The sequence below is a fragment of the Streptomyces sp. NPDC029526 genome, from assembly GCF_040637405.1.
Lineage (GTDB): Bacteria > Actinomycetota > Actinomycetes > Streptomycetales > Streptomycetaceae > Streptomyces.
Genome location: NZ_JBEZWE010000002.1, coordinates 23,084 through 43,183 on the forward strand (window position 1 = coordinate 23,084; position 20,100 = coordinate 43,183).

Sequence of the window (20,100 nt, forward strand, 5' to 3'; positions counted from 1 at the left end):
CCGATGGCCTCCACCGTCCTGGTCGTCACCGCACTGGAGGACGTCACCGCGGACCGGGTCGTCGCCGCGCTGAACGCGCGGGAGGTGCCCGTCGTCCGGGTCGACCCCGCCGACATCGGTCCCGCCCTGACGTTCGGCTTCCGTGTCGACGCGGAGCGTCCGGCGTGGAGCGGATGGCTGCGTACGGCCAGCCGGGAGGTGGAGACGGAGCAGGTGACGGCGGTGTACTACCGCCGTCCCACTCCGTACGCCACCCGGTTCGCCCAGCTGCCCGGGCAGCAGCGGGACTTCGCCGCCTCCGAGGCGCGGCACGGGCTCGGCGGCGTACTGAACGCCCTGTCCGGTGCCCGGTACGTCAACCATCCGGCCGCGGTGGGGCGTGCGGAGTCCAAGCCCGCCCAGCTCCGTGGGTTCGCCCGGCTCGGGCTCAGGATTCCCTCGACGTTGATCACCAACGACCGGAGGAAGGCCGAGGAGTTCGCGGCCGAGTACGGGCCCGTCGTCTGCAAGACGTTCCGTGGGCTGCCCGTCGGTGACGACGGGCGCGCCGGGGCGATCTGGACCCAGCGGGTCGACCCGGCCGACTTCGACGACACGCTCGCCGTGACCGCCCACCTGTTCCAGGCCGAGATCCCCAAGACCGGTGACGTACGCGTCACCGTGGTCGGCCGTCGAGTCTTCGCCCAGCGGATCGCCGCACCGGACGGCGCGCTGGACTGGCGGCGGGGCGACTGGGACGCCCTGCACCACGCCCCGATCACCGTGCCGCCGTCCGTCGAGACGGCGCTGCACGCCTACCTGGCCTCGTTCGGGCTCGCCTTCGGCTGCTTCGACTTCGCGCTCACCGGGGACGGGGACGACCCGGAACACTGGACGGTGATCGAGTGCAACCCGAACGGCCAATGGGGCTGGCTTCCCGACGCCGAGGACATCACCGAGGCGTTCGCCGACCTGCTCACCGTGGAAAGGAAGGGCCGTCCATGACGCTGCCCGTCGACCTCGAAACCGATGCCGCGCGGCTGCGCGCGGTCCTGGCGGAGGACCTCGCCGCTCGCGGGGCGCTGGACGATCCGGCGTGGCGGGCAGCGGTGGAGGCGGTGCCCCGGCACCGGTTCGTGCCCGGCTTCTACCTGCCCGGCGAGGAGCGGGACGGGCGGGGGCTGACGCTGTGGCAGCCGGTCACCGCCGAGCTCGACCGGGAGCGCTGGCTGGCCGCCGCGTACTCCGACACCACGCTCATCACACAGTTCGACGGTGACGAACCCGACTGGGAGCACCCGGCCGACCGGCACGGCGGCGCCCCGACCTCGTCCTCCACGCTGCCGTCGCTCGTGGTGCGGATGTGGGCCGACGCCGATGTCCGGGAGGGGCACACGGTGCTGGAGATCGGCACGGGGACCGGGTACTCGACCGCGCTCGCCTGTGAACGGCTCGGGTCGGCCGGTGTGACGAGCATCGAGGTGGATCCGCGCCGACTGGAACGCGCCGCGAACGCGCTGCACGGCTGCGGTCACACGCCCACCCTCGCGGTCGCCGACGGGCTGTACGGGTACTGGCCCGAGGCCCCGTTCGACCGGATCGTCGCCGCCTGCTCGTTCCGGTCCGTGCCCCCGGCTCTGCTGGCCCAGACCCGACCGGGCGGGAAGATCCTGCTGACACTCTCCGGCTGGCTCTACGGATACGCCCGCGTCCTGCTCAGCGTGGACGGGGACGGTACGGCCGAGGGGCACCTGCTCGGCGGCACGGTCTCCTTCATGGCGGCGCGCACGCACGCTGCGCCGGCCTTCGGCAACCCCGCCCACTGGGCCGCGGAACTGCCGGGGGAGTCTCGCGTCGCCCGGCATGCCCCCGAGCGGATCACCGCCGCGACCGAGGAAGCCTTCTCCTTGCGCTTCCTCGCACAGTGCGCGGTGCCCGACGCTCAGCTGTTCACTTGCGGCGACAGCGTGCACCTCGTCGACGTGGTGAGCGGGTCGGCTGCCGAGCTGATGCCGGACGCGGACGGCGGTTGGCGGGTGCGAGAGGGAGGGCGCGTCCGGTTGTGGGAACGGGTCGAGTCGATGCTCGATGCCCATGACGCGGCGGGGCGGCCGGGGCCGGAGACCTTCACCCTGTGCGTGCGCGATCGTCAACAGCGCGTGCGGCACCCGGACATGCCCTGCCTTCCCTTGCCGTCCCCCTGAGGGGCGTCCCGGACCCGCCCGGGCAGCCTCCGTCCGCCCGGGCGGATCACCTTCACAGGTGGCGTGCGGTTGAACACGCTGGGTGACATGAAGCGAGAATTCACCGCAGCATCATCCGTCCCGCACCTGCACTACTCCGTGCCCCTCTCCGCCACCCGTCGGGGTGCTCGCCTGGCCCGCCTGCTTGCCGCCGAGCGACTGGAGTGCTGGGGGCTGCCGGTGGACCCGGCGCGGCTGATCGTCGCCGAACTCGCGGCGAACGCGGCCCGGCACGGACGCGTCCCGGGGCGAGGCTTCCGGCTCACGCTCACCGTGACCGCGTGCGGGGTGCTGCGCATCGAGGTGACCGACCCTCGGGGCGAGAGGGAGCCGGTACGCGGGGGCGCCGTACCGCAGCCCGGTGAGTCGGGTTACGGGCTGTTGCTGGTCGAGGAGGAGGCCGACGACTGGGGCGTGCTGCCGGGGCCGTTCCCGTGCAAGACGGTGTGGGCCGAGCTGAGGCCCGGCCGCCTTCGGTGACGTCAGCGGCAGAGTGCCTCGATGTGCTCGGAGAAGTCCGGGAACTCGGCCTGGGCCTCGGCGACGACGGTGGCGGCGGGGCGGCGCGGGGTGGTGGCGTGGCGGGCGGCGAGGTCGGCGAGCGGGGTGGTGGTCGGGCGGGGGCCGGTGTCACGGAACAGGACGACCTCCATGGGGCCGACGCCGTCGGCGAGGACCCAGAGGAAGTCGGACAGGTTTCCGGCGATGACGCCGTCCTCGCCCTCGGAGCCGAGGAAGACGACGGGCTGTTCGGCGAGGGGCCGGCCGGGGCGGGCGTACCAGAGGGCGGCGGTGCCGCCGGTGCCGTCCGCGCCGAACAACCGGTAGGCGTCACCGTCGAGTCCCGGGTTGCCGGTCCACTGGCGGATCCACTGTGTGGTCTCCTCGGCCGAGGTGAAGTCGCTGAAGGGCTCGAAGTCGATGCCCTCGCCGTCGGCGTAGTCGATCCCGACGCGGGCCAGGTCCGCGAGGGCGGGCGGGAAGCAGCGGTCGTCGCCGTGGCTCTCGTTCACGTGGGCACGGTATCCGGCCGCACTGACATCCGGGTTGCTGCGGAAGTCGTTCGGGCGGCTCGTCACCGGCGCCCGGAAAGGCGGGCTGTGGTGGGGCGGGACGCCGGGGCTTCGGGCGGTAAAAGACTTAAGAACCCAGGGAAATAACCAACCAACCCCACCAAACCTGGTCTTGATCACTCGGGTGGGTGAAATCGGTCGAAGTGACTGGCGCGGCGGCTGGTCGGGCGGGCAGTCTCGGCGCAGGGGCAGTCGACCAACTCGACGCCCTCGTAAGCCGATGAGCCCGGAATCCGTGCATGAATCGGCCCCCGCTGGGACCGCAACTCCCGAGGCGAGGGCCTGACCACCGAGGAAGAGAAAGGCCTTCCCCCATGGCTGAGCAGAAGCCTATCCCCGCCCCGCGTCCGCATCAGGGCGTTCGACGATCCGCCACCCCCTCCGGTGTCACCCACGTACGTACGTACCAGTCCGGTCAGTACGTGCTGATCGGCAACCACCTCGCCCAGCACCGGGAGTTGTCGCTGACCGCGATCGGACTCGCCGCCCACATCCTGTCGGTGCCCGAGGGCACCCCCGTCGACATCCGCAGCCTCGCCGAGCGTTTCCCCGAGGGGCGGGGCCGGATCGCCGTCGCACTGCGGGAACTGGAGACCCACGGCTACCTGCGCCGGGTGCGGGAGCACACCCCCGAGGGGCGGCTGGTGACGCGGACGTACGCCCACCACGTGCCGTTCTCGACGACGGCACAGGCCGCTGCCCGCGCCGTCAGGGCCGTGCCCGCGCGGTCGGAGACGGGGGCGGCGCCCGCGGACCGGGCACCTTCGCCCGGGGGGCACCCGGCGGACGAGGTGCCCGACCCGTCCCAGGAGGATGACCAACGCCCCGACCCGGCCGGCAGTCCTGATGAGCCCGGCGATGCCGATGAGCCCGACGATGCTGATGGGCCTGGGGCGGCTGATGGGCCAAGCGATGCGGATGGGCCTGACGATGCGGATGGGCCCGTTGAGGCTGAGGGGCCTGGAGAGCCTGCCGGGGCGCCGGCCGTGGGCGGGGCTGATGCTCCGGTGGGAGGGGGCGAGCGGCCCGCCGGCCTCCGGTGCGGCGAAGCGGCCGACCTGCTCTCCGGGCTGCGCCGGACCGACGAGCGCCTCACCCTCTCCGTGCGGGACGTGAACAGACTGGCCCCGAGTGTCGTCGCCTGGTTCGAACGAGGGGCCACACCCGGCGCCGTGCTGCGGACGCTGACCGCCGATCTCCCGGCCGTGATGAAGCACCCCGCCGGAGTGATCGCCTACCGGCTGCGGGAGATGCTGCCCCCTCCGCTCCCGGTCGCCGCGGCACTCGCACCGGTCACCGGAGCGGTACAGGCCAGCCCTCCCCACCCCTTCCAGGACTGCGACGGCTGCGACCGGGTGTTCCGCGCCCCGGCGCCGGGCCGCTGCCGGGACTGCCGGGCCGGTGCCGCTGCGGGCGGGGTGGACGCGGTCGCCCGGGCTGCCTGATCAGCCTCGGTCACGACCGGCCGCGCGGTTCACGGCCCGCCCCGGACCGGCCGGACACCTCGTGCAGGGCTCGCCCGAGGAGGGCCACCCCTTCGGTGAGCGTGCCGGGCGGGTCGGCCGCGTAGCCGAGGACCAGGCCTTGGGGGCCGGGGAGTTGGCGGTGCCAGGACAGGGGGTGGCACTTCACGCCGTGGGCGAGCGCGGCGGCGGCTACATCGGTGTCGGGGACGTCGTGGGGGTAGGTGACCGTCAGGTGCAGGCCGGCCGCCGCGCCGTGGACGACCGCGCCCGGGAGATGCCTGCCGACGGCGTCGAGCACGGCGTCACGGCGGCGGATGTGGCGGGAGCGGAGCAGCCGCAGGTGCCGCTCCAGTTGCCCCGACTCCATCAGCCGGGCCAGGACGAGTTGCGGGAGGACGGCGTTGCCCAGGTCCGCGAAGCGCTTCTCGCCGGTCAGCGCCTCCAGGCGGTGGGGCGGCGGGATCAGCCAGCCGATCCGCAGCGCGGGGGCGAGCAGTTTCGACACGCTGCCCATGTAGTACAGCCGCTCGGAGAGCAGGGAGCGCAGCGCGGGCACGGGCGGCCGGTCGTAGCGGTGCTCGGCGTCGTAGTCGTCCTCCAGGATCACCCCGCCGTCCGCTGTCCAGCGCAGCAGTTCACGGCGGCGCTCACCGCTCGTGACGACGCCGGTGGGGAACTGGTGGGCGGGGGTGAGCAGGACCGCCGGGGCGCCACAGGCGCGCAGTGCGTCGACGCGCAGCCCGTGAGCGTCCACCGGCACGGGCGGGGTGGCCAGTCCCCGGCTCCCCAGGTGCTGGCGGGTGCCGAGGGAGCCGGGGTCCTCCACGGCGACACCGGTGATGCCGTCCGCCAGCAGTACGGGATGCAGCAGGGTGAGCGCCTGGGCGGTGCCCGCGACGACCAGGATCCCGTCCGGCTCGACGCGGATGCCGCGACTGCGCGCCAGCCACCCGGCGACGGCACGACGCAGCCGCGGCGCGCCGCGAGGGTCGCCGTACCCGAGGTCGGTGGCCGACATCTCGGCCAGCACGGCGCGTTCGGCGCGCAGCCAGGCCGTGCGGGGGAAGGCGGACAGGTCGGGACGGCCGGGGGTGAGGTCGATGCGGGCATCGGCGACGCGCAGCGCGTCGAAGACGTCGGGAGCGGGCGGACCCGTGAAGGGGGAGCGCCCCGCGGCTCGCCCGCGAGGGGACGGCGGCCCGGGGGCGGGAGGCACCGCGACCACCACCGTGCCGCCGCGTCCGCGCCCTTCCACGTGCCCGTCCTCCGCGAGCCGCCGGTACGCCTCGGTGACCACGCCCCGGGAGACCCGCAGTTCGGCGGCGAGCACCCGGGTGGCCGGCAACCGGCTGCCCACGGTCAGCCGGCGGTCGCCGATCGCCTGCCGCAGCCGCTCCGCCAGCCAGTCCGCCTTGCCGCCGACGGGAGCGTCCCCGGGACGCAGTTGCAGGAAGTCGGAGCCGTGCGCCGGCGGTACGGGACCCGCCGCCGCGCCTTCCACCTCGCTCACCGTGCCCATGGTGCCACGCCGGGTCAGGGCGCCCCGGTGCCGGACGACGACTGCTCGTCCAGAACGAACTCCGGTCGCGCGGGGGTCAGGAGGGCGGTGGCCGGGTCGGCCGGCCAGAGCTCGGCGAGGTCCCGGGCGATCGTCCGCAGTGCCTCCGCGACGGTGTCCGCACCGCCGTCGTGCACGGCCTCCGTCACCACCAGGACGCGGCGGGTGTGCCCGCCGACCGCGGAGTGGCCGCTCTGCCGGTTGGTCCAGCGGCGCGCGTGCGCCCGGTCGGCGGAGTCCGCGTACGTCACTTCGCCGGGGGCCGGATGCTCGGTGGTGCCGCCGAAGGTCGTGTACAGCTCATCACCTCGGGCGTGACGCACCTCCAGCAGCGGGCCGCGAACGCGGTCGGCGTCGAGCACCGCGACCGGGACGGCGTACGCCACGGAGACCGCGTTGCACAGGTCGACCACCGGGTGGATGCTCGGCAGGGTCCCCTCCTTGCGCAGCCGCCGCAGCAGCGACTCCGAGGCGCACCGGTACTGCGTCGGCTTCAGCCCCATCCGGGTGAAGACCCGCCGCCAGGCCAGCACTTCGGGGAACCGGCTCTCGGAGGTGCCGGCCAGCCGGCTCCGGGCACGGGCGGTGTACTCCTCGACGTACGGCCGGACGTCGGCCACCGGGCCGATACCGGTGGTGTGGAGGGCGCCCGCGGCGAGGCCGGGGTGGTCGGACCAGATCGCTTCGGCGTGCCGGAACCGCACGTCACGCCACCGCCATCCGCGCGCCCAGCGCCACGAAGGTGACGGCGAACCCCCGGCGCAGGCCCGTCATGACGCGTGGCCGGGCCGCCAGCCGGTCGCGGACGGCCGCGGCGGCCATGCCGTAGACGGCGAAGACGACGAAGGTCAGGGCCATGAAGATCCCGCCGAGCCGGAGCATGAGCCCGGTGGAGCCGGGTGTGCCGGCGGGGACGAACTGCGGGAGGAACGCGACGAAGAACAGGGTCAGCTTGGGGTTCAGCAGGTTGAGGAGCACCCCGGAGGAGATCACGCGGAGCACCGGGCCCGGCGCGGGGTCCGCCTCGACGACGAGCACGCGCTTGTCGCGCAGGGTCGCCCACGCCATGTACAGCAGGTAGCCGACGCCGAGGTACTTCACCACCGCGTAGGCGACGGCGCTGGTGTGCAGCAGCGCGGCGAGGCCGGTGACCGTCGCCACGAGGTGCGGTACGACGCCGAGCGTGCAGCCGAGCGCGGCCACCACGCCCGTCCGGCGGCCGTGGGACAGCCCGGCGGCGAGGGTGTACACCACCCCGGTGCCGGGGGTGACCACCATGACCAGGGTGGTCAGCAGGAACGCGAGACTCAAGGGAAACCCTCCGCGAGGTCGACGGTGGCTCCAGCCTGCTGCGCCGATGGACCCGACGGGAGAGCCAAAGAGGCAGGCTTCGAGAGGTCCAAAGATGCGAGCCGGACGGCGCACCGCCCAGGACCCCGCCGGTGACGGGCGGAGGGCGGGAGGGGCGCCCCCTCGTACGGCGAGGAACCACCGCCGGGCGGGGGCCACTCGGCTGCCCGTGACGTGCGGGGCCAGGTGTACGGCCGGGGCGGCCGTCGGGGCCGTGGGGGGCTTCGCCGTGGCCCGGGCGGCGTCCGCGTTCTCCGGGGCCGGCCGCCGACTGCCCGTCGGCAAAGGCACCGTCGGGGCGGGCGTAGCGTAGGTGGTATGACGACGTACGGATCCTTTCCCGGTACTCGGCCCCGGCGTCTGCGGACCACTCCGGCGATGCGTCGGATGGTCGCCGAGACCCGGCTGCACCCCGCCGACTTCATCCTCCCGGCCTTCGTGCGCGAGGGCGTGAGCGAGCCGGTGCCGATCGCGGCGATGCCGGGGGTCGTGCAGCACACGCGGGACAGCCTGAAGAAGGCGGCGGCGGAGGCCGTGGCGGCCGGGGTTTCCGGGATCATGCTGTTCGGGGTGCCGGAGGAGTCCAAGAAGGACGCCGTGGGCACGCCCGGGACCGACCCGGACGGCATTCTCCAGGTCGCCCTGCGGGACGTGCGGGCCGAGGTCGGGGACGAGCTGCTCGTCATGTCCGACCTGTGTCTCGACGAGACCACCGACCACGGGCACTGCGGGGTGCTGGACGAGCAGGGGCGGGTCGACAACGACGCCACGCTCGAGCGGTACGCCGAGATGGCTCAGGTCCAGGCCGACGCCGGGGCCCATGTGGTGGGCCCCAGCGGGATGATGGACGGCCAGATCGGGGTCATCCGCGACGCCCTGGACCAGATCGGCCGGGAGGACGTGGCGATCCTCGCCTACACCGCGAAGTACGCGTCCGCCTTCTACGGCCCGTTCCGCGAGGCCGTCGGGTCCTCCCTGCGCGGCGACCGCAAGACGTACCAGCAGGACCCGGCCAACGTGCGCGAGTCGATGCGCGAGCTGGCGCTGGACCTCGAAGAGGGCGCCGACATGGTCATGGTCAAGCCGGCCGGGCCCTACCTCGACATCCTGGCCCGGGTCGCCGACTCGGTGGACGTGCCGGTCGCCGCCTACCAGATCTCGGGCGAGTACTCGATGATCGAGGCCGCCGCCGAGAAGGGCTGGATCGACCGCGACCGGGCCGTCCTGGAGTCGCTGACCGGCATCAAGCGGGCCGGGGCGCAGAACATCCTCACGTACTGGGCCGTCGAGGCGGCCCGGATGCTGGAGCGCGGTCGGTAGCCGCAGCAGGGTCGGTGGCCGCGGCAGGATGGGTGGCCGCAGCACGGTCGGTGGTCGGAGCGCGTTCAGTAGGTGAGGGCGTCCTCCCTCGACTGCTGCCAGTACGTCACGGTCAGCGAGCTGTCGTAGTGCACGCCCTTGGCCGGGAGGGACGGGGTCGCCGCCGGCCCGCCGTCGCTGTTCGGGGTGCGGCCCTGGAAGCCGACGGTCAGCCGGTGTCCCGTGGTGCCGCCGTCGCCGCTGCCGTCGGCGGCCGACAGGAGGACGCCCGCGTACGCCGACTCGCCCGGGGCGAGGGTGACCACGGCCTGCGGCTTCGACTCCTCGATGGGCTGCGGCACCCACTGCATCTCGTCGAAGCGCAGGACCGGGTAGTAGGTCAGGTCGCAGACCTTCGAGCCGGTGTTGCGGACCGTGATCAGCAGGTGGTTGAGGGGGCGCGGGACCGGCTGGGCGGTGACGGCGGTGTCGGAGCCGTTGCAGGCGACGCGGGCCTTCGGGTCGGAGGGGTCCGTCGACCGGCCCCCGCCCTGTGCGCGGTCGGCCGCGGGGGTCGTGTCGCCGCCCTTGTCCGCGCCGGCCCGAGTGGGCTTGCTCGGCGCGGTGGCCTCGGACCCGGCAGCGGAGCCGTCGCTGCTGTCCGTGCTCGCCGTCGAGGCCGTGGACGGCTGGGCCGCGCCTTCGTCCTTCGCGCCCGTCCCGTCCTGGCAGGCCGTCAGGGACAGGGTGGCGAGGGTGATTCCGGCGGCGGCGAGCAGGCGGATGCAGGACGTACGCATGGCGAATTCCTTGTCGTCAGACGGAGGTTCGGCGTGGCCGCTCCTCCGGTCGGCGGGAGCGGCGTGCTTGGATGACCAGAGCGTGCGGCGCGATCTGTCCCGGCCGCCACCTCTGCGGGGGGATCCGGGACGCTGGAACGCCGGCACCGCCGTGACCTGGGGAAATGACCGTCCCCTGGAACGGTGGAACGGGACACGGGGGATGGAGGAACGGTGTCGGAGGCCACGCCGGCGGTGGAGTTCGCCGCGCTGCTGCGGGAGTTGAAGGACCGGTCGGGGCTGAGCTACGGGGTTCTCGCCAAGCGGCTCCACATGAGTACGTCGACCCTGCACCGGTACTGCAACGGGGACGCCGTGCCGACGGACTACGCGCCGGTGGAGCGGATGGCCCGGCTGTGCAAGGCGGCCCCCGCCGAACTGGTCGAGCTGCACCGGCGGTGGGTGGTGGCGGACGCGGCGCGCAGGAGCCGGGCGTCCGGCCCGCAGGACGCAGCGGCGGGGCCAGGCGCGGGTGCCGGTGCGGCCGCGGGTGCCGAGGGTGCACGCAGCAAGACCGGGCCCGGGACCGGGATCGGGACGGAGCCGGGTACGGGCACGGGTACGGGCGGGGCGCGGCCGGCGGGCGCATCGGAGCCGGACGAGCGGGCCGGACCCGCCGGGGCCGGGGAGCCGGGGAGCGATGCCCAGGCCCGGGAGACGGACGCCCGGCAGACGGATGCCCGGCGAACGGGCGCCCCGGAGACCGGAGGCCGGGACGGCGAGGTGCAGCGGGCCGGGGCGGCGTGCGACGACGGCCGGGTAGCGGACGCGCCCGGTGGCGCCCGCCCCGGCCCTGCCGCACGGCACCGGACCCGTACCGCCGTGCTGGCCGGGGCCGCCGTGGCCGCCGTGCTCGCCGGGGTGGTGCTGGCCGTCGGGCTGCCCGGCGGTGGCGCGGACGGTGACGGGAAGCCGGCGCGACCGGCCGGGGCCGCGGGTGTCGATGTCCCGGGCTCCGGCACGGCGTCGCCGTCGCCCACCGGGACGCCCACCGCGTCCGCGCCGGCCTCCGCGTCCGGTTCACCCGGCGCCGACGGCGAGGGCCGGGACGCGAGTCGTGCGCCGGGTTCGGGGGCCGCCGCCCGGCCGAGCGGCCGGCCCGGCGGCGGGGCGGCGCCGCTCACCGTGCGCGTCGATCCGTACGCCTGGGAGAGCCCCTGTTCGCAGCGGTACCTGATCGCCGCGCCGCCGGGCAAGGTGCACCCGCCGCCGGTCGAACAGGACGCGACGGCCTGGGTCGCCGCGGAGCGTGCCGTGTCGTCGGGGGAACAGCTCGTGCGGCTCAGTGTGCAGGGGACCGGCGCGGAGACGGTGGTCGTGGAGGGCATCACCGTGCGCGTCACGGGGAAACGGGCGCCGCTGGCCTGGAACGACTACGCGATGGGCTATCCCGGCGTCGGCTGCGGCGGCAACGTGCCGGCGCGGTCCTTCACGGTCGCCCTGGACGCCGCGCGGCCGTCCCTGACGCCCGAGTCCGGGCACCGGGACTTCCCCTTCAAGGTCAGCGAGTCCGACCCCGAGGTGTACTACATCACCGCCGACGCCTCCGCCTACGACGTGAGCTGGCACCTGGAGCTGAAGTGGTCCAGCGGCTCCCGCAACGGCACGCTCGTCGTGAACGACAAGGGGCGCCCCTTCCGCACCAGCGGCAACAACGGGCGCCCGGCGTACGAGTTTCCGCTGGGCGGGGACGGGTGGGTGCCGGAGGGCACGACCGACCTCGGATAGCCGCCGGGCGCGGTACCCGGCCGTCCGGCGGCCGGCCCCCGTCGCTCGGGGGCCGGCAGCGGAAAAGAACGTCAGGCGGTAGCCGTGATGGTGCGGACGTGGTCGGTCAGCGCCTTGTCGTCGTACACCTTGATCGTCACCTTCCTGCCCTCCGGGATGTCCAGGTTCACCGTCCTGACGTCCCAGGCGTTGGAGGTGCCCGGAGGCGCGTACACCCCGTACCTCCCGCCGTCGCCCTCGTACGACACCTTGTAATAGAGGCCGTCACCGTCGTTCGTGACGTCGTACATCATCAGCTTCTCGCCGTAGGGGTGGAACTCGACCTTGGCCAGCGCGTAGCCGCTGGCGTTGCCGAAGACGACCTTGACACCCACGCCGCCGTCATCCTTTTCGAAGTAGGTGCCGTCGATGACGTCGGTGAACCGGCAGGGGCAGTACACGGTGCGTGCGCTGTCGTGCTGGATGACTCTGGGATTCGGGTTGTAGGCCTGGGCCGGGGCGGCGGTGAGGACCGTGGAGGCGATGGCGGCGATGCCCAGGGAGGCGAAGGCCGCGAGGGAACGATGGCGCATGGTCACCCTTCGATTGCGTCGACTGTTCGGAGCAGGGGTGAGCGTAGGTGTCCGTCACGTGCGGTGAGGGGTCCCTGACCATGAGCGAGACAAGGCGGGACGTCTCACGCCCGGACCTGCGCGGACGTGCTCCCGGCCGGGACGCGGTGGGACGGCGTGGGACGCGGCCGGACCGGGTGCCGCCCGCGCCGGTGGCCCGACGGCGAGCGGCCCGCACCCCCGGTGGGGTGCGGGCCGCTCGTGCGCGCCGTGGTCCGGTGCGGGTGTCAGAGCCGCTCGGGCGTGCGGATGCCCAGCAGGGCCATGCCCCGGTGGAGCGTGCGGGCCGTGAGGTCGCACAGGAACAGGCGGTTGGCGACCTGTTCCGGTGAATCGGCCTTCAGCACCGGGCACTTGTCGTAGAAGGCCGTGTACAGCGAGGCCAACTGGTACAGGTACGCGGCCAGCTTGTGCGGGGCGTACTCCGCGGCGGCCTCGAAGACCGTGTCGCCGAAGGCGTCCAAGTGCAGGCCCAGTGCGCGCTCGGCCTCGTGCAGCTCCAGCTCCGGGTGGGCGGCGGGGCGGACGTCGCCGGCCTTGCGGAGGATGGACTGGATGCGGGCGTAGGCGTACTGGAGGTAGACGGACGTGTCGCCGTTGAGCGAGACCATCTGGTCGAGGTCGAACTTGTAGTCGCGGTTCGGGGACGTCGACAGGTCGGCGTACTTCACGGCGCCGATGCCGACCTGGGCGGCCCGCTCCTGGATCTCGTCCTCGGTGAGGTCCCGCGCCTTCTCCCGCACGACCTCGGCGGCCCGCTGCACGGCCGCGTCCAGCAGGTCCTCCAGCCGCACCGTCTCGCCCTCACGGGTCTTGAAGGGCTTGCCGTCCGCGCCGAGCACCGTGCCGTAGCCCATGTTGTGGGCGGTGACGCCGTCGCTGAGCCAGCCGGCCCGGCGGGCGGTCTCGAAGACCATCTTGAAGTGCAGCGACTGGCGCACGTCGACGACGTACAGCAGGGTCGTCGCGTGCAGGTCCTGGACGCGGTTGCGGATCGCGGTCAGGTCGGAGGCCGCGTAGCCGAAGCCGCCGTCGGCCTTCTGCACGATCAGCGGCACCGGCTGGTCGTCCTTGCCGCGGATGTCGTCGAAGAACACCACCAGGGCGCCCTCGGAGCGGACCGCGACGCCCATCTCCTCCAGGAGCCGGGCGGTCTCGGGCATGCCCTCGTTGTACGCGGACTCGCCGACGATCTCCTCGTCGCGGACCTCCATGTCCAGCTTCTCGAAGACGGAGTAGAAGTAGACCTTCGACTCGTCGACGAACTGCTGCCACAGGTCGAGGGTCTCCTTGTCGCCGGACTGGAGCGCGACGACCCGCTTGCGGGCCCGCTCCTTGAACGCGTCGTCCGCGTCGAACAGCGCACGCGACGCCTTGTACACGCGGTCCAGGTTGCTCATGGCCTGCTCGCCGTCGACCTCGCCCGCGGGGGCCAGCTCGCCGGGGTGCTCGAACAGGTACTGGATGAGCATGCCGAACTGGGTGCCCCAGTCGCCGATGTGGTGCCGGCCGATCGTCTTCTCGCCGGTGAAGTCGAGCATGCCGCGCAGGGCGTCGCCGATGACCGCGGAACGCAGGTGGCCGACGTGCATCTCCTTCGCCACGTTCGGCTGGGCGTAGTCGACGACGGTGACGCCCGGGTTCTCCTTCAGCGGCACGCCGAGACGCTCGCCGTCCGCGTGCCGCGCGGCGAGGTTCTCGGTGATCGCCCGGTCGGCGAGCGTGATGTTGAGGAAGCCGGGCCCGGACACCTCGACGTCCTTGATCAGGTCGCCGGTGGTGACCCGCCCGACGACCTCGGCCGCCAGCTCCCGCGGGTTCGCCTTCGCCTTCTTGGCGAGCGCCAGGATGCCGTTGGCCTGGAAGTCCGCCCGGTCGCTTCGGCGCAGCAGCGGGTCGGCGCCGGCGGCCTCCGGCCGGGTGGCCTGGAGGGCGGACGCGAGCTGCTGCTGGACGGAGTCGGTGAGGGACGTGACCGAGGCCATGGAGGCTGCCGTTCTGCTCGGGTTCTGTGACATCTATGGAAGCCGAGTATCCCACGCGGTGAAAAGCGGTTTTCGCGGATGCGGGCCGTCCTGGGAGAATGGGGCGGCCGGGCGCGCGGAAGCGGCGGCCGGCTCAGGCGAGGACCGGGGCGACGTCGGGCAACACCCGCACACGCGAGCGAACCCCGAGAACTCCCGGAGAATCCCGAGACACCTCAGGAACCTAGGAAAGAGGACGTGCCGATCGTGGCTCAGAGCACCGAGACCACCGACTGGGTCTCCCGCTTCGCGGATGACGTCATCGCCGAGTCGGAGCGTCGGGCCCCGGGCAAACCGGTCGTCGTCGCGTCCGGGCTCTCCCCGTCGGGCCCCATCCACCTGGGCAACCTGCGGGAGGTCATGACCCCGCACCTCGTCGCCGACGAGATCCGCCGCCGGGGCCGCGAGGTCCGGCACCTGATCTCCTGGGACGACTACGACCGGTACCGCAAGGTCCCGGCCGGCGTCCCCGGCGTCGACGAGACGTGGGCGGAGCACATCGGCAAGCCGCTCACCTCCGTCCCCGCCCCGGAGGGCTCCCCGCACCCCAGCTGGGCGGAGCACTTCAAGGCCGCGATGATCGAGTCGCTGGCCGCGCTGGGCGTCGAGTTCGACGGCATCAGCCAGACCGAGCAGTACACCTCGGGCGCCTACCGCGAGCAGATCCTGCACGCCATGAAGCACCGCGGCGACATCGACGCGATCCTCGACCAGTACCGCACCAAGAAGGCACCGCCGAAGAAGCAGCAGCAGAAGCCGGTCGACGAGGCCGAGCTGGAGGCCGCCGAGGGCTCCGGCGCCGCCGCCGAGGACGACGGCAGCTCCGGTTCCGCCGGCTACTTCCCGTACAAGCCGTACTGCGGCAACTGCGGCAAGGACCTCACCACGGTCACCGCCTACGACGACGCCTCCACCGAGCTGACCTACGCGTGCACCGCGTGCGGCTTCTCGGAGACCGTCCGGCTCAGCGAGTTCAACCGCGGCAAGCTGGTGTGGAAGGTCGACTGGCCCATGCGCTGGGCCTACGAGGGCGTGATCTTCGAGCCCAGCGGCGTGGACCACTCCTCGCCGGGCTCGTCCTTCCAGGTGGGCGGGCAGATCGTCGGGATCTTCGGCGGGGAGCAGCCGATCGGCCCGATGTACGCCTTCGTCGGCATCAGCGGCATGGCCAAGATGTCGTCCTCCAAGGGCGGCGTGCCCACCCCGGCCGACGCGCTGAGGATCATGGAACCGCAGCTGCTGCGCTGGCTCTACGCCCGGCGCAAGCCCAACCAGGCCTTCAAGATCGCCTTCGACCAGGAGATCCAGCGTCTGTACGACGAGTGGGACCGGCTCGACGCCAAGGTCGCCGAGGGGACCGCGCTGCCGGGCGATGTCGCCGCGCACGCCCGCGCCGTCGGCACCGCCGCCGGTGAGCTGCCCCGCACGCCCCGGCCGCTGCCGTACCGCACGCTGGCCTCCGTCGCCGACATCACCGCCGGCCACGCGGACCAGGCGCTGCGCATCCTCAACGACCTCGACCCGGACCGCCCGCTGGCCTCCCTCGACGAGGCGCGCCCGCGCTACGACCGGGCCGAGGAGTGGATCAACACCCACGTCCCCGCCGACCAGCGCACCGTCGTCCGGGCGGAGCCCGACAGCGAGCTGCTGAAGTCGCTCGACGAGCAGGCCCGGCAGTCCCTGCGGCTGCTGCTGGACGGCCTGGCCGACCACTGGTCCCTGGACGGCCTGACCCACCTCGTCTACGGGGTGCCGAAGGTCCAGGCCGGCTTCTCCGCGGATGCCACGCCGAAGGAGCTGCCGCCGGAGATCAAGACGGCGCAGCGGTCGTTCTTCGCGCTGCTCTACCACCTGCTCGTCGGCCGCGACACCGGCCCGCGTCTGCCCACGCTGCTGCTCGCGGTGGGTCAGGACCGGGTGCGGGCGCTGCTCGGGGAGTAGCAGGAGCCCGGTCCGTCGTACGACGGGGAGGGGGCGCCCGGTGAGTACCGGGCGCCCCCCTCCTTCTGTCGCGGGTGGTGCGGGGTCAGGCGATGTGGTTCTCCTCCAGTTCCGCGTTGAAGCGGTTGGAGAAGCGGGTCACCATGCGCTTGGCCTCGGCGTCGGTGAGGGACGTGCCGTACGTCGCCTGGATGTTCTCGCCGAACTCGCGCGGGGTGGGGAAACTGTCGTTGATCGACTGCTTGAAGACCTGGTAGAAGCCCTCCTCGTCGGGCTCCTGCGGCTCCTGGCCCTGCTGCTCGGGCCCCTGGGGCATCTGGGCCTCCTGGGGCCGGGGCGTCCGCGGCTGCTGCCGGAACTGCTGCGGGCCGCCGCCCTCGCCCAGCTCGCGGGTGCGCCCGCCCGGCACCACCGGGATGGGGAAGCTGCCGGTCTCCTCCGGTGAGGGTTCCTGGAGCGGCGGCTCCTCCTCGTACTGGTCCCGGTACTGGTCGGCCTGTTGCTGCTCCTCGTACCACTGGGCGTACTGCTCGGCCGGGTCGTACGTCGGGTCGTAGCCGCCCTGGTACTCGATGTGCCGGGGGGTGTTGAACCAAGGGCTCTGCTCCTCGCCCGCGGGACCGGCGGGACCGGCGGGACCAGCGGGACCGGCGTGGCCGGCAGGGCTGGCGGGGCCCTGGGGTGCCTGGGGGCCGGCGGGGCCGGGGCCGTACGGGGCGCCGGGGGTGCCGGGCCGGGCCGGGGCGTTCCCGGCCCCGGCCGCCTGCCCGGCGTACGCCTCCACGCCGGTGCCGTCCGGGAGCCCGCCCGCGCGGTGGCCCTCCAGCTCCAGCCGCTGCTCGCCGGCGGCCGGTGCGGCGCCCACCTCCGCGGGGGAACCGTTCCGGCCGGCCCCGGTCACCTCCGTGCGGGGCGCCGGCGGGATCAGCGCCGGTTCGATGCCCGCCGCCGCCAGGCCCGCCGGGGCGGTCTCGGCGAGCGGGACACCGTACTTGGCGAGCCGCAGCGGCATCAGCGACTCCACCGGTGCCTTGCGGCGCCAGGCACGGCCGAAGCGCGACCGCAGCCGCGCCTGGTACACCAGCCGCTCCTGCTCCAGCTTGATCACCTGCTCGTAGGAGCGCAGCTCCCACAGCTTCATCCGGCGCCAGAGCAGGAAGGTGGGCACCGGCGACAGCATCCACCGGGTGAGGCGGACGCCCTCCATGTGCTTGTCGGCCGTGATGTCGGCGATCCGGCCGATGGCGTGCCGCGCGGCCTCCACCGAGACCACGAACAGCACCGGGATGACACCGTGCATGCCCACGCCCAGCGGGTCGGGCCAGGCCGCCGCGCCGTTGAAGGCGATCGTGGCGGCCGTCAGCAGCCACGCCGTCTGCCGCAGGAGCGGGAACGGGATGCGGATCCAGGTCAGCAGCAGGTCCAGGGCGAGCAGGACACAGATGCCGGCGTCGATACCGATGGGGAAGACGTAACTGAAGTCCCCGAAGCCCTTCTTCAGGGCCAGTTCACGGACCGCCGCGTACGAACCGGCGAAGCCGATCCCGGCGATGATGACCGCACCGGTGACGACCACGCCGATGAGTATGCGGTGCGTCCGTGTCAGCTGCATTGGCGCGGCCACCCGTACTCCCCTCCCTTTGCGTCTTGTTGCGCGCAACAGAGTGGCACATGTGTGCGGGAGACGGGTGGCCGGTTCCGCTTCGCCGTGGGATCCGTCACGGGCACGGGCCCCGGGCCGGGCTTCGGACGGGGCCCCGGACCGGGGCGCAGGCTCCGTTCCGGCCCATGGGCCGGCCGGGCCCGGGAGCCGGCCCCCGGGCCCTGGGCCCCGTCGGGCCTCCGTCGGGTCTCCGCCCGGCCTCCGTCGGGCCGCTACCGGGCCCGGTAGCGCTCCGGATCAGTCCTTGTCGGACGACTCCGAGGACTCCGAGGACTCCGACGACTCCGATTCCTTCGAATCCTTGGAATCCTTCGACCCCTTCGAGGGGGACGAGGACGTGTCCGGGCCCGGGGACCCGGACGACGACGCGTCCTTGCCGTTGGCCTCGGCCACCGAGGCGACCGCGTCCTCGGCGGCCTTCTTCGCCTTCTTCATCAGACCGTCGGAGTCCGGGGTCTTGTCCCCCGCGAAACCGGCCCCGTTGTAGTCGACGGTCACCACGACGTTCTCGGTGCGCACCACGACCGTCTGCTGCTGGAAGGTGCCTTCCTTCTTCTTCAGCTCGTAGTGCACGGCGGTCGCCTCGTCGCCCAGGCCCTCGACCGGCTCGGCCTTGACGCCCTTCGCGCCCTCGGTGCCCTGCGCGTCCTCGACCTGCTTGTCGTAGTACTTCCTGGCGAGTTCGTCGCCCGCGCCGCGCGTGACGTCCGAGTCGTAGCGCAGCAGCGAGACGTTCAGCCAGCGGTACTGCGAGCCCTTGACGCCGTTGCTGTCCAGGCTGTCCCAGGAGCAGCTGGTCCGCTTCGCGATGTCGTCCGACGTGCCCTCCTTGCCGCCCTCGGCCTCGGGCACCAGGTCCTTGAGGGTCTTCTTCGGCAGGACCTTGCAGGGGTTCTCGGGCAGCTGCTTGAACACCGCCGCCCGCACCGTCGGGGACGGGGCGGCGGACGCCGATGCGGAGGCGTCGGACGCCTTGGGGTCCTTGCCGCCGTCGGAGCCGGAGTCCGAGGAGCAGCCGGCGGCGACCAGCATCACGGGGAGGGCCGCGGCGGCGACCAGGCTCCGGGAGAGGCGTGCTCTCCCGCTCCGCCGGGGCGCCGTGGGTGCTCCTCCCAGGCCGTGCTGGTCTCGCTGTACTCGTCGCTGCATGGTTCCTTCACTCATGACGCTCATGACGTTCGTGTTCCCTGCGGTCCGGTCCGGATCGGGTCCGAGGGGTCACGGTACGCGGTATGTCCCCCGCGCGGTCCTGCTTCACGAGGTCGGCGCCGTGGGGCGAAGGGGGCCCGAACGGGCCTCAGCCGCCCAGGGACTCGGCCAGCCGGGACGCCAGTTCCCGGGCCCTGTCCTGCATTTCCTCGCTGTCCGGCTCGACGCCGACGGCGGCGGGCTGCTCGGCGTACTGGACGGTCACGATGACGTTGGACGTGCGGAACGCCACAGTGACCGTCCGCTCCTTGGCCGTCGAACCGGAGCTGCTGAGCACGTCGTCGAGGAACGCCTCGTCGCCCAGGTCCTCCAGCACCCGCGGGCGCAGGTCGGCGTCGGACGCCGGCGCGGACGAACCGGTGCCGTCCGAGGACGGGGAAGAGGAGGAGGACGGTGAGGAGCCGTCGGAGCCGTCGGTGCCGGACGAGCCGGACGAGTCGGCGGATGAGGAGGAACGGGACGAAGGGGACGACGTGGAGGACGGGGAGGAGGACGACGCGTCCGGGTCCTCCGACGCGTCGTCGCCGGCGGTGCCGGACCCGGTGGCCGACGGTTCCGGCAGCTGGGCCGCCGCCCGCTTCGACGCGAACAGCGTCTCGGCCTGGCTGTCGTCGCTGACGCTGTTGTCGTACGACACGATCCGCTCGAAGTCGACCATCAGGTGGTCGGTGGCGTCGGCCGACTCCACCTTCCAGCGGCAGCCCACCTTGCGGTCGGTGTCGTAGGTCAGCGTCGCCTCACCCGCGTACGCCTTCCGTCGCTGCGCCTCGTCGGTCAACTGGCGCAGGCCCGGCAGCAGTTGCTCCAGCTCCTTGTCACCGATCGTGCCGCACGGCTCGGGCAGCGTGGCGTACCGGCCCGGCTGCGCCGCCTGCGACGCGGTGCCCGGTTCCCCGGGTTTGGAGTTGTCGGACTGCGCCCCGTCGCCCGAGCCGCCGGTGCACCCCGCCAGCAGGGCCGCGAGGAGTGCGGCGGCGCCGGATACGTACGCCCTGCGCTGCACGGTCGGGCTCCTCTCGGGTGGGTCGCGCGGGCCGGTGCCCGCCTTGCCTCGCGGTGTCCCCGCCGGTATTTCGGTTGCCGGGCCGGGGTGTCCGCTGGAGACAATGTGTATCGC

At 73.2% G+C, this 20,100-nt stretch carries 17 protein-coding genes; 7 read left to right on the forward strand and 10 right to left on the reverse strand.

Translation table 11 applies throughout. The features are described from left to right. Positions 1 to 3: 3 nt before the first annotated feature. The 3 genes from tgmB to AB0F01_RS05675 all read left to right on the forward strand — a co-directional run bounded on the left by tgmB (position 4) and on the right by AB0F01_RS05675 (position 2,702). Positions 4 to 984, forward strand: coding sequence for an ATP-grasp ribosomal peptide maturase (tgmB, locus tag AB0F01_RS05665; protein WP_362090299.1), 981 nt, complete (start codon positions 4 to 6; stop codon positions 982 to 984). Continuing rightward, positions 981 to 2,183, forward strand: a complete 1,203-nt coding sequence (gene tgmC, locus AB0F01_RS05670) for an ATP-grasp peptide maturase system methyltransferase (protein ID WP_362090301.1) — start codon at positions 981 to 983, stop codon at positions 2,181 to 2,183. Before tgmB ends, tgmC begins: the two co-directional genes overlap by 4 nt. 87 nt (positions 2,184 to 2,270) lie before the next feature. Further along, entirely contained in the window at positions 2,271 to 2,702 is a 432-nt protein-coding gene (locus AB0F01_RS05675) for an ATP-binding protein (RefSeq protein WP_362090303.1), read from the forward strand. Between the two features lie 2 nt (positions 2,703 to 2,704). Here the strand turns inward: AB0F01_RS05675 and AB0F01_RS05680 are convergent, their stop codons facing one another. After that, complete coding sequence (locus AB0F01_RS05680) at positions 2,705 to 3,235, reverse strand: SMI1/KNR4 family protein (RefSeq protein WP_362090305.1); 531 nt, start codon at positions 3,233 to 3,235, stop codon at positions 2,705 to 2,707. A 374-nt stretch (positions 3,236 to 3,609) separates the two neighbouring features. Here AB0F01_RS05680 and AB0F01_RS05685 point away from each other — a divergent pair, with 374 nt between their 5' ends. After that, the gene (locus AB0F01_RS05685; protein ID WP_362090307.1) at positions 3,610 to 4,740 is read left to right on the forward strand and encodes a helix-turn-helix domain-containing protein; all 1,131 of its coding nucleotides are present in this window, start codon (positions 3,610 to 3,612) and stop codon (positions 4,738 to 4,740) included. A gap of 10 nt (positions 4,741 to 4,750) precedes the next feature. On the opposite strand, the gene AB0F01_RS05690 is transcribed toward AB0F01_RS05685, so the two are convergent. Genes AB0F01_RS05690 through AB0F01_RS05700 form a run of 3 tightly spaced genes read right to left on the reverse strand, consistent with a single transcriptional unit; the run spans position 4,751 to position 7,630 of the window. After that, positions 4,751 to 6,280 (reverse strand): PLP-dependent aminotransferase family protein, encoded by a 1,530-nt coding sequence (locus tag AB0F01_RS05690; RefSeq protein WP_362090309.1) that lies wholly within the window; start codon positions 6,278 to 6,280, stop codon positions 4,751 to 4,753. Positions 6,281 to 6,294: 14 nt separating this feature from the next. Then, positions 6,295 to 7,023, reverse strand: coding sequence for a phenylalanine--tRNA ligase beta subunit-related protein (locus AB0F01_RS05695; RefSeq protein WP_362090310.1), 729 nt, complete (start codon positions 7,021 to 7,023; stop codon positions 6,295 to 6,297). Between the two features lies 1 nt (position 7,024). Further along, a complete protein-coding gene (locus tag AB0F01_RS05700) occupies positions 7,025 to 7,630 on the reverse strand; it encodes a LysE family translocator (protein WP_362090312.1) in 606 nt (201 codons plus the stop codon). 357 nt (positions 7,631 to 7,987) lie between these two features. Here AB0F01_RS05700 and hemB point away from each other — a divergent pair, with 357 nt between their 5' ends. Next, positions 7,988 to 8,989, forward strand: coding sequence for a porphobilinogen synthase (gene hemB, locus AB0F01_RS05705; protein ID WP_362090313.1), 1,002 nt, complete (start codon positions 7,988 to 7,990; stop codon positions 8,987 to 8,989). A 65-nt stretch (positions 8,990 to 9,054) separates the two neighbouring features. Here hemB and AB0F01_RS05710 read toward each other — a convergent pair whose 3' ends face one another. Beyond that, complete coding sequence (locus AB0F01_RS05710) at positions 9,055 to 9,768, reverse strand: DUF4232 domain-containing protein (protein WP_362090315.1); 714 nt, start codon at positions 9,766 to 9,768, stop codon at positions 9,055 to 9,057. Between the two features lie 213 nt (positions 9,769 to 9,981). Here AB0F01_RS05710 and AB0F01_RS05715 point away from each other — a divergent pair, with 213 nt between their 5' ends. Continuing rightward, positions 9,982 to 11,535 carry a helix-turn-helix domain-containing protein gene (locus tag AB0F01_RS05715; RefSeq protein WP_362090317.1) on the forward strand — a complete coding sequence of 518 codons (1,554 nt, stop codon included), beginning with the start codon at positions 9,982 to 9,984 and terminating at the stop codon, positions 11,533 to 11,535. Between the two features lie 71 nt (positions 11,536 to 11,606). On the opposite strand, the gene AB0F01_RS05720 is transcribed toward AB0F01_RS05715, so the two are convergent. Next, positions 11,607 to 12,107, reverse strand: a complete 501-nt coding sequence (locus tag AB0F01_RS05720) for a hypothetical protein (protein WP_362090319.1) — start codon at positions 12,105 to 12,107, stop codon at positions 11,607 to 11,609. A 266-nt stretch (positions 12,108 to 12,373) separates the two neighbouring features. After that, positions 12,374 to 14,131 (reverse strand): arginine--tRNA ligase, encoded by a 1,758-nt coding sequence (gene argS, locus AB0F01_RS05725; protein WP_362092411.1) that lies wholly within the window; start codon positions 14,129 to 14,131, stop codon positions 12,374 to 12,376. A gap of 237 nt (positions 14,132 to 14,368) precedes the next feature. Here argS and lysS point away from each other — a divergent pair, with 237 nt between their 5' ends. Further along, a complete protein-coding gene (lysS, locus tag AB0F01_RS05730) occupies positions 14,369 to 16,111 on the forward strand; it encodes a lysine--tRNA ligase (protein ID WP_362090321.1) in 1,743 nt (580 codons plus the stop codon). Between the two features lie 85 nt (positions 16,112 to 16,196). Here lysS and AB0F01_RS05735 read toward each other — a convergent pair whose 3' ends face one another. The 3 genes from AB0F01_RS05735 to AB0F01_RS05745 form a co-directional block, all read right to left on the reverse strand. Beyond that, positions 16,197 to 17,735 carry a DUF2637 domain-containing protein gene (locus tag AB0F01_RS05735; protein ID WP_362090323.1) on the reverse strand — a complete coding sequence of 513 codons (1,539 nt, stop codon included), beginning with the start codon at positions 17,733 to 17,735 and terminating at the stop codon, positions 16,197 to 16,199. 276 nt (positions 17,736 to 18,011) lie between these two features. Continuing rightward, on the reverse strand, positions 18,012 to 18,938 hold the full coding sequence (locus AB0F01_RS05740) for a DUF3558 family protein (protein WP_362092414.1): 927 nt from the start codon (positions 18,936 to 18,938) through the stop codon (positions 18,012 to 18,014). A gap of 133 nt (positions 18,939 to 19,071) precedes the next feature. After that, complete coding sequence (locus AB0F01_RS05745; protein ID WP_362090324.1) at positions 19,072 to 19,986, reverse strand: DUF3558 domain-containing protein; 915 nt, start codon at positions 19,984 to 19,986, stop codon at positions 19,072 to 19,074. Positions 19,987 to 20,100: the final 114 nt, after the last annotated feature.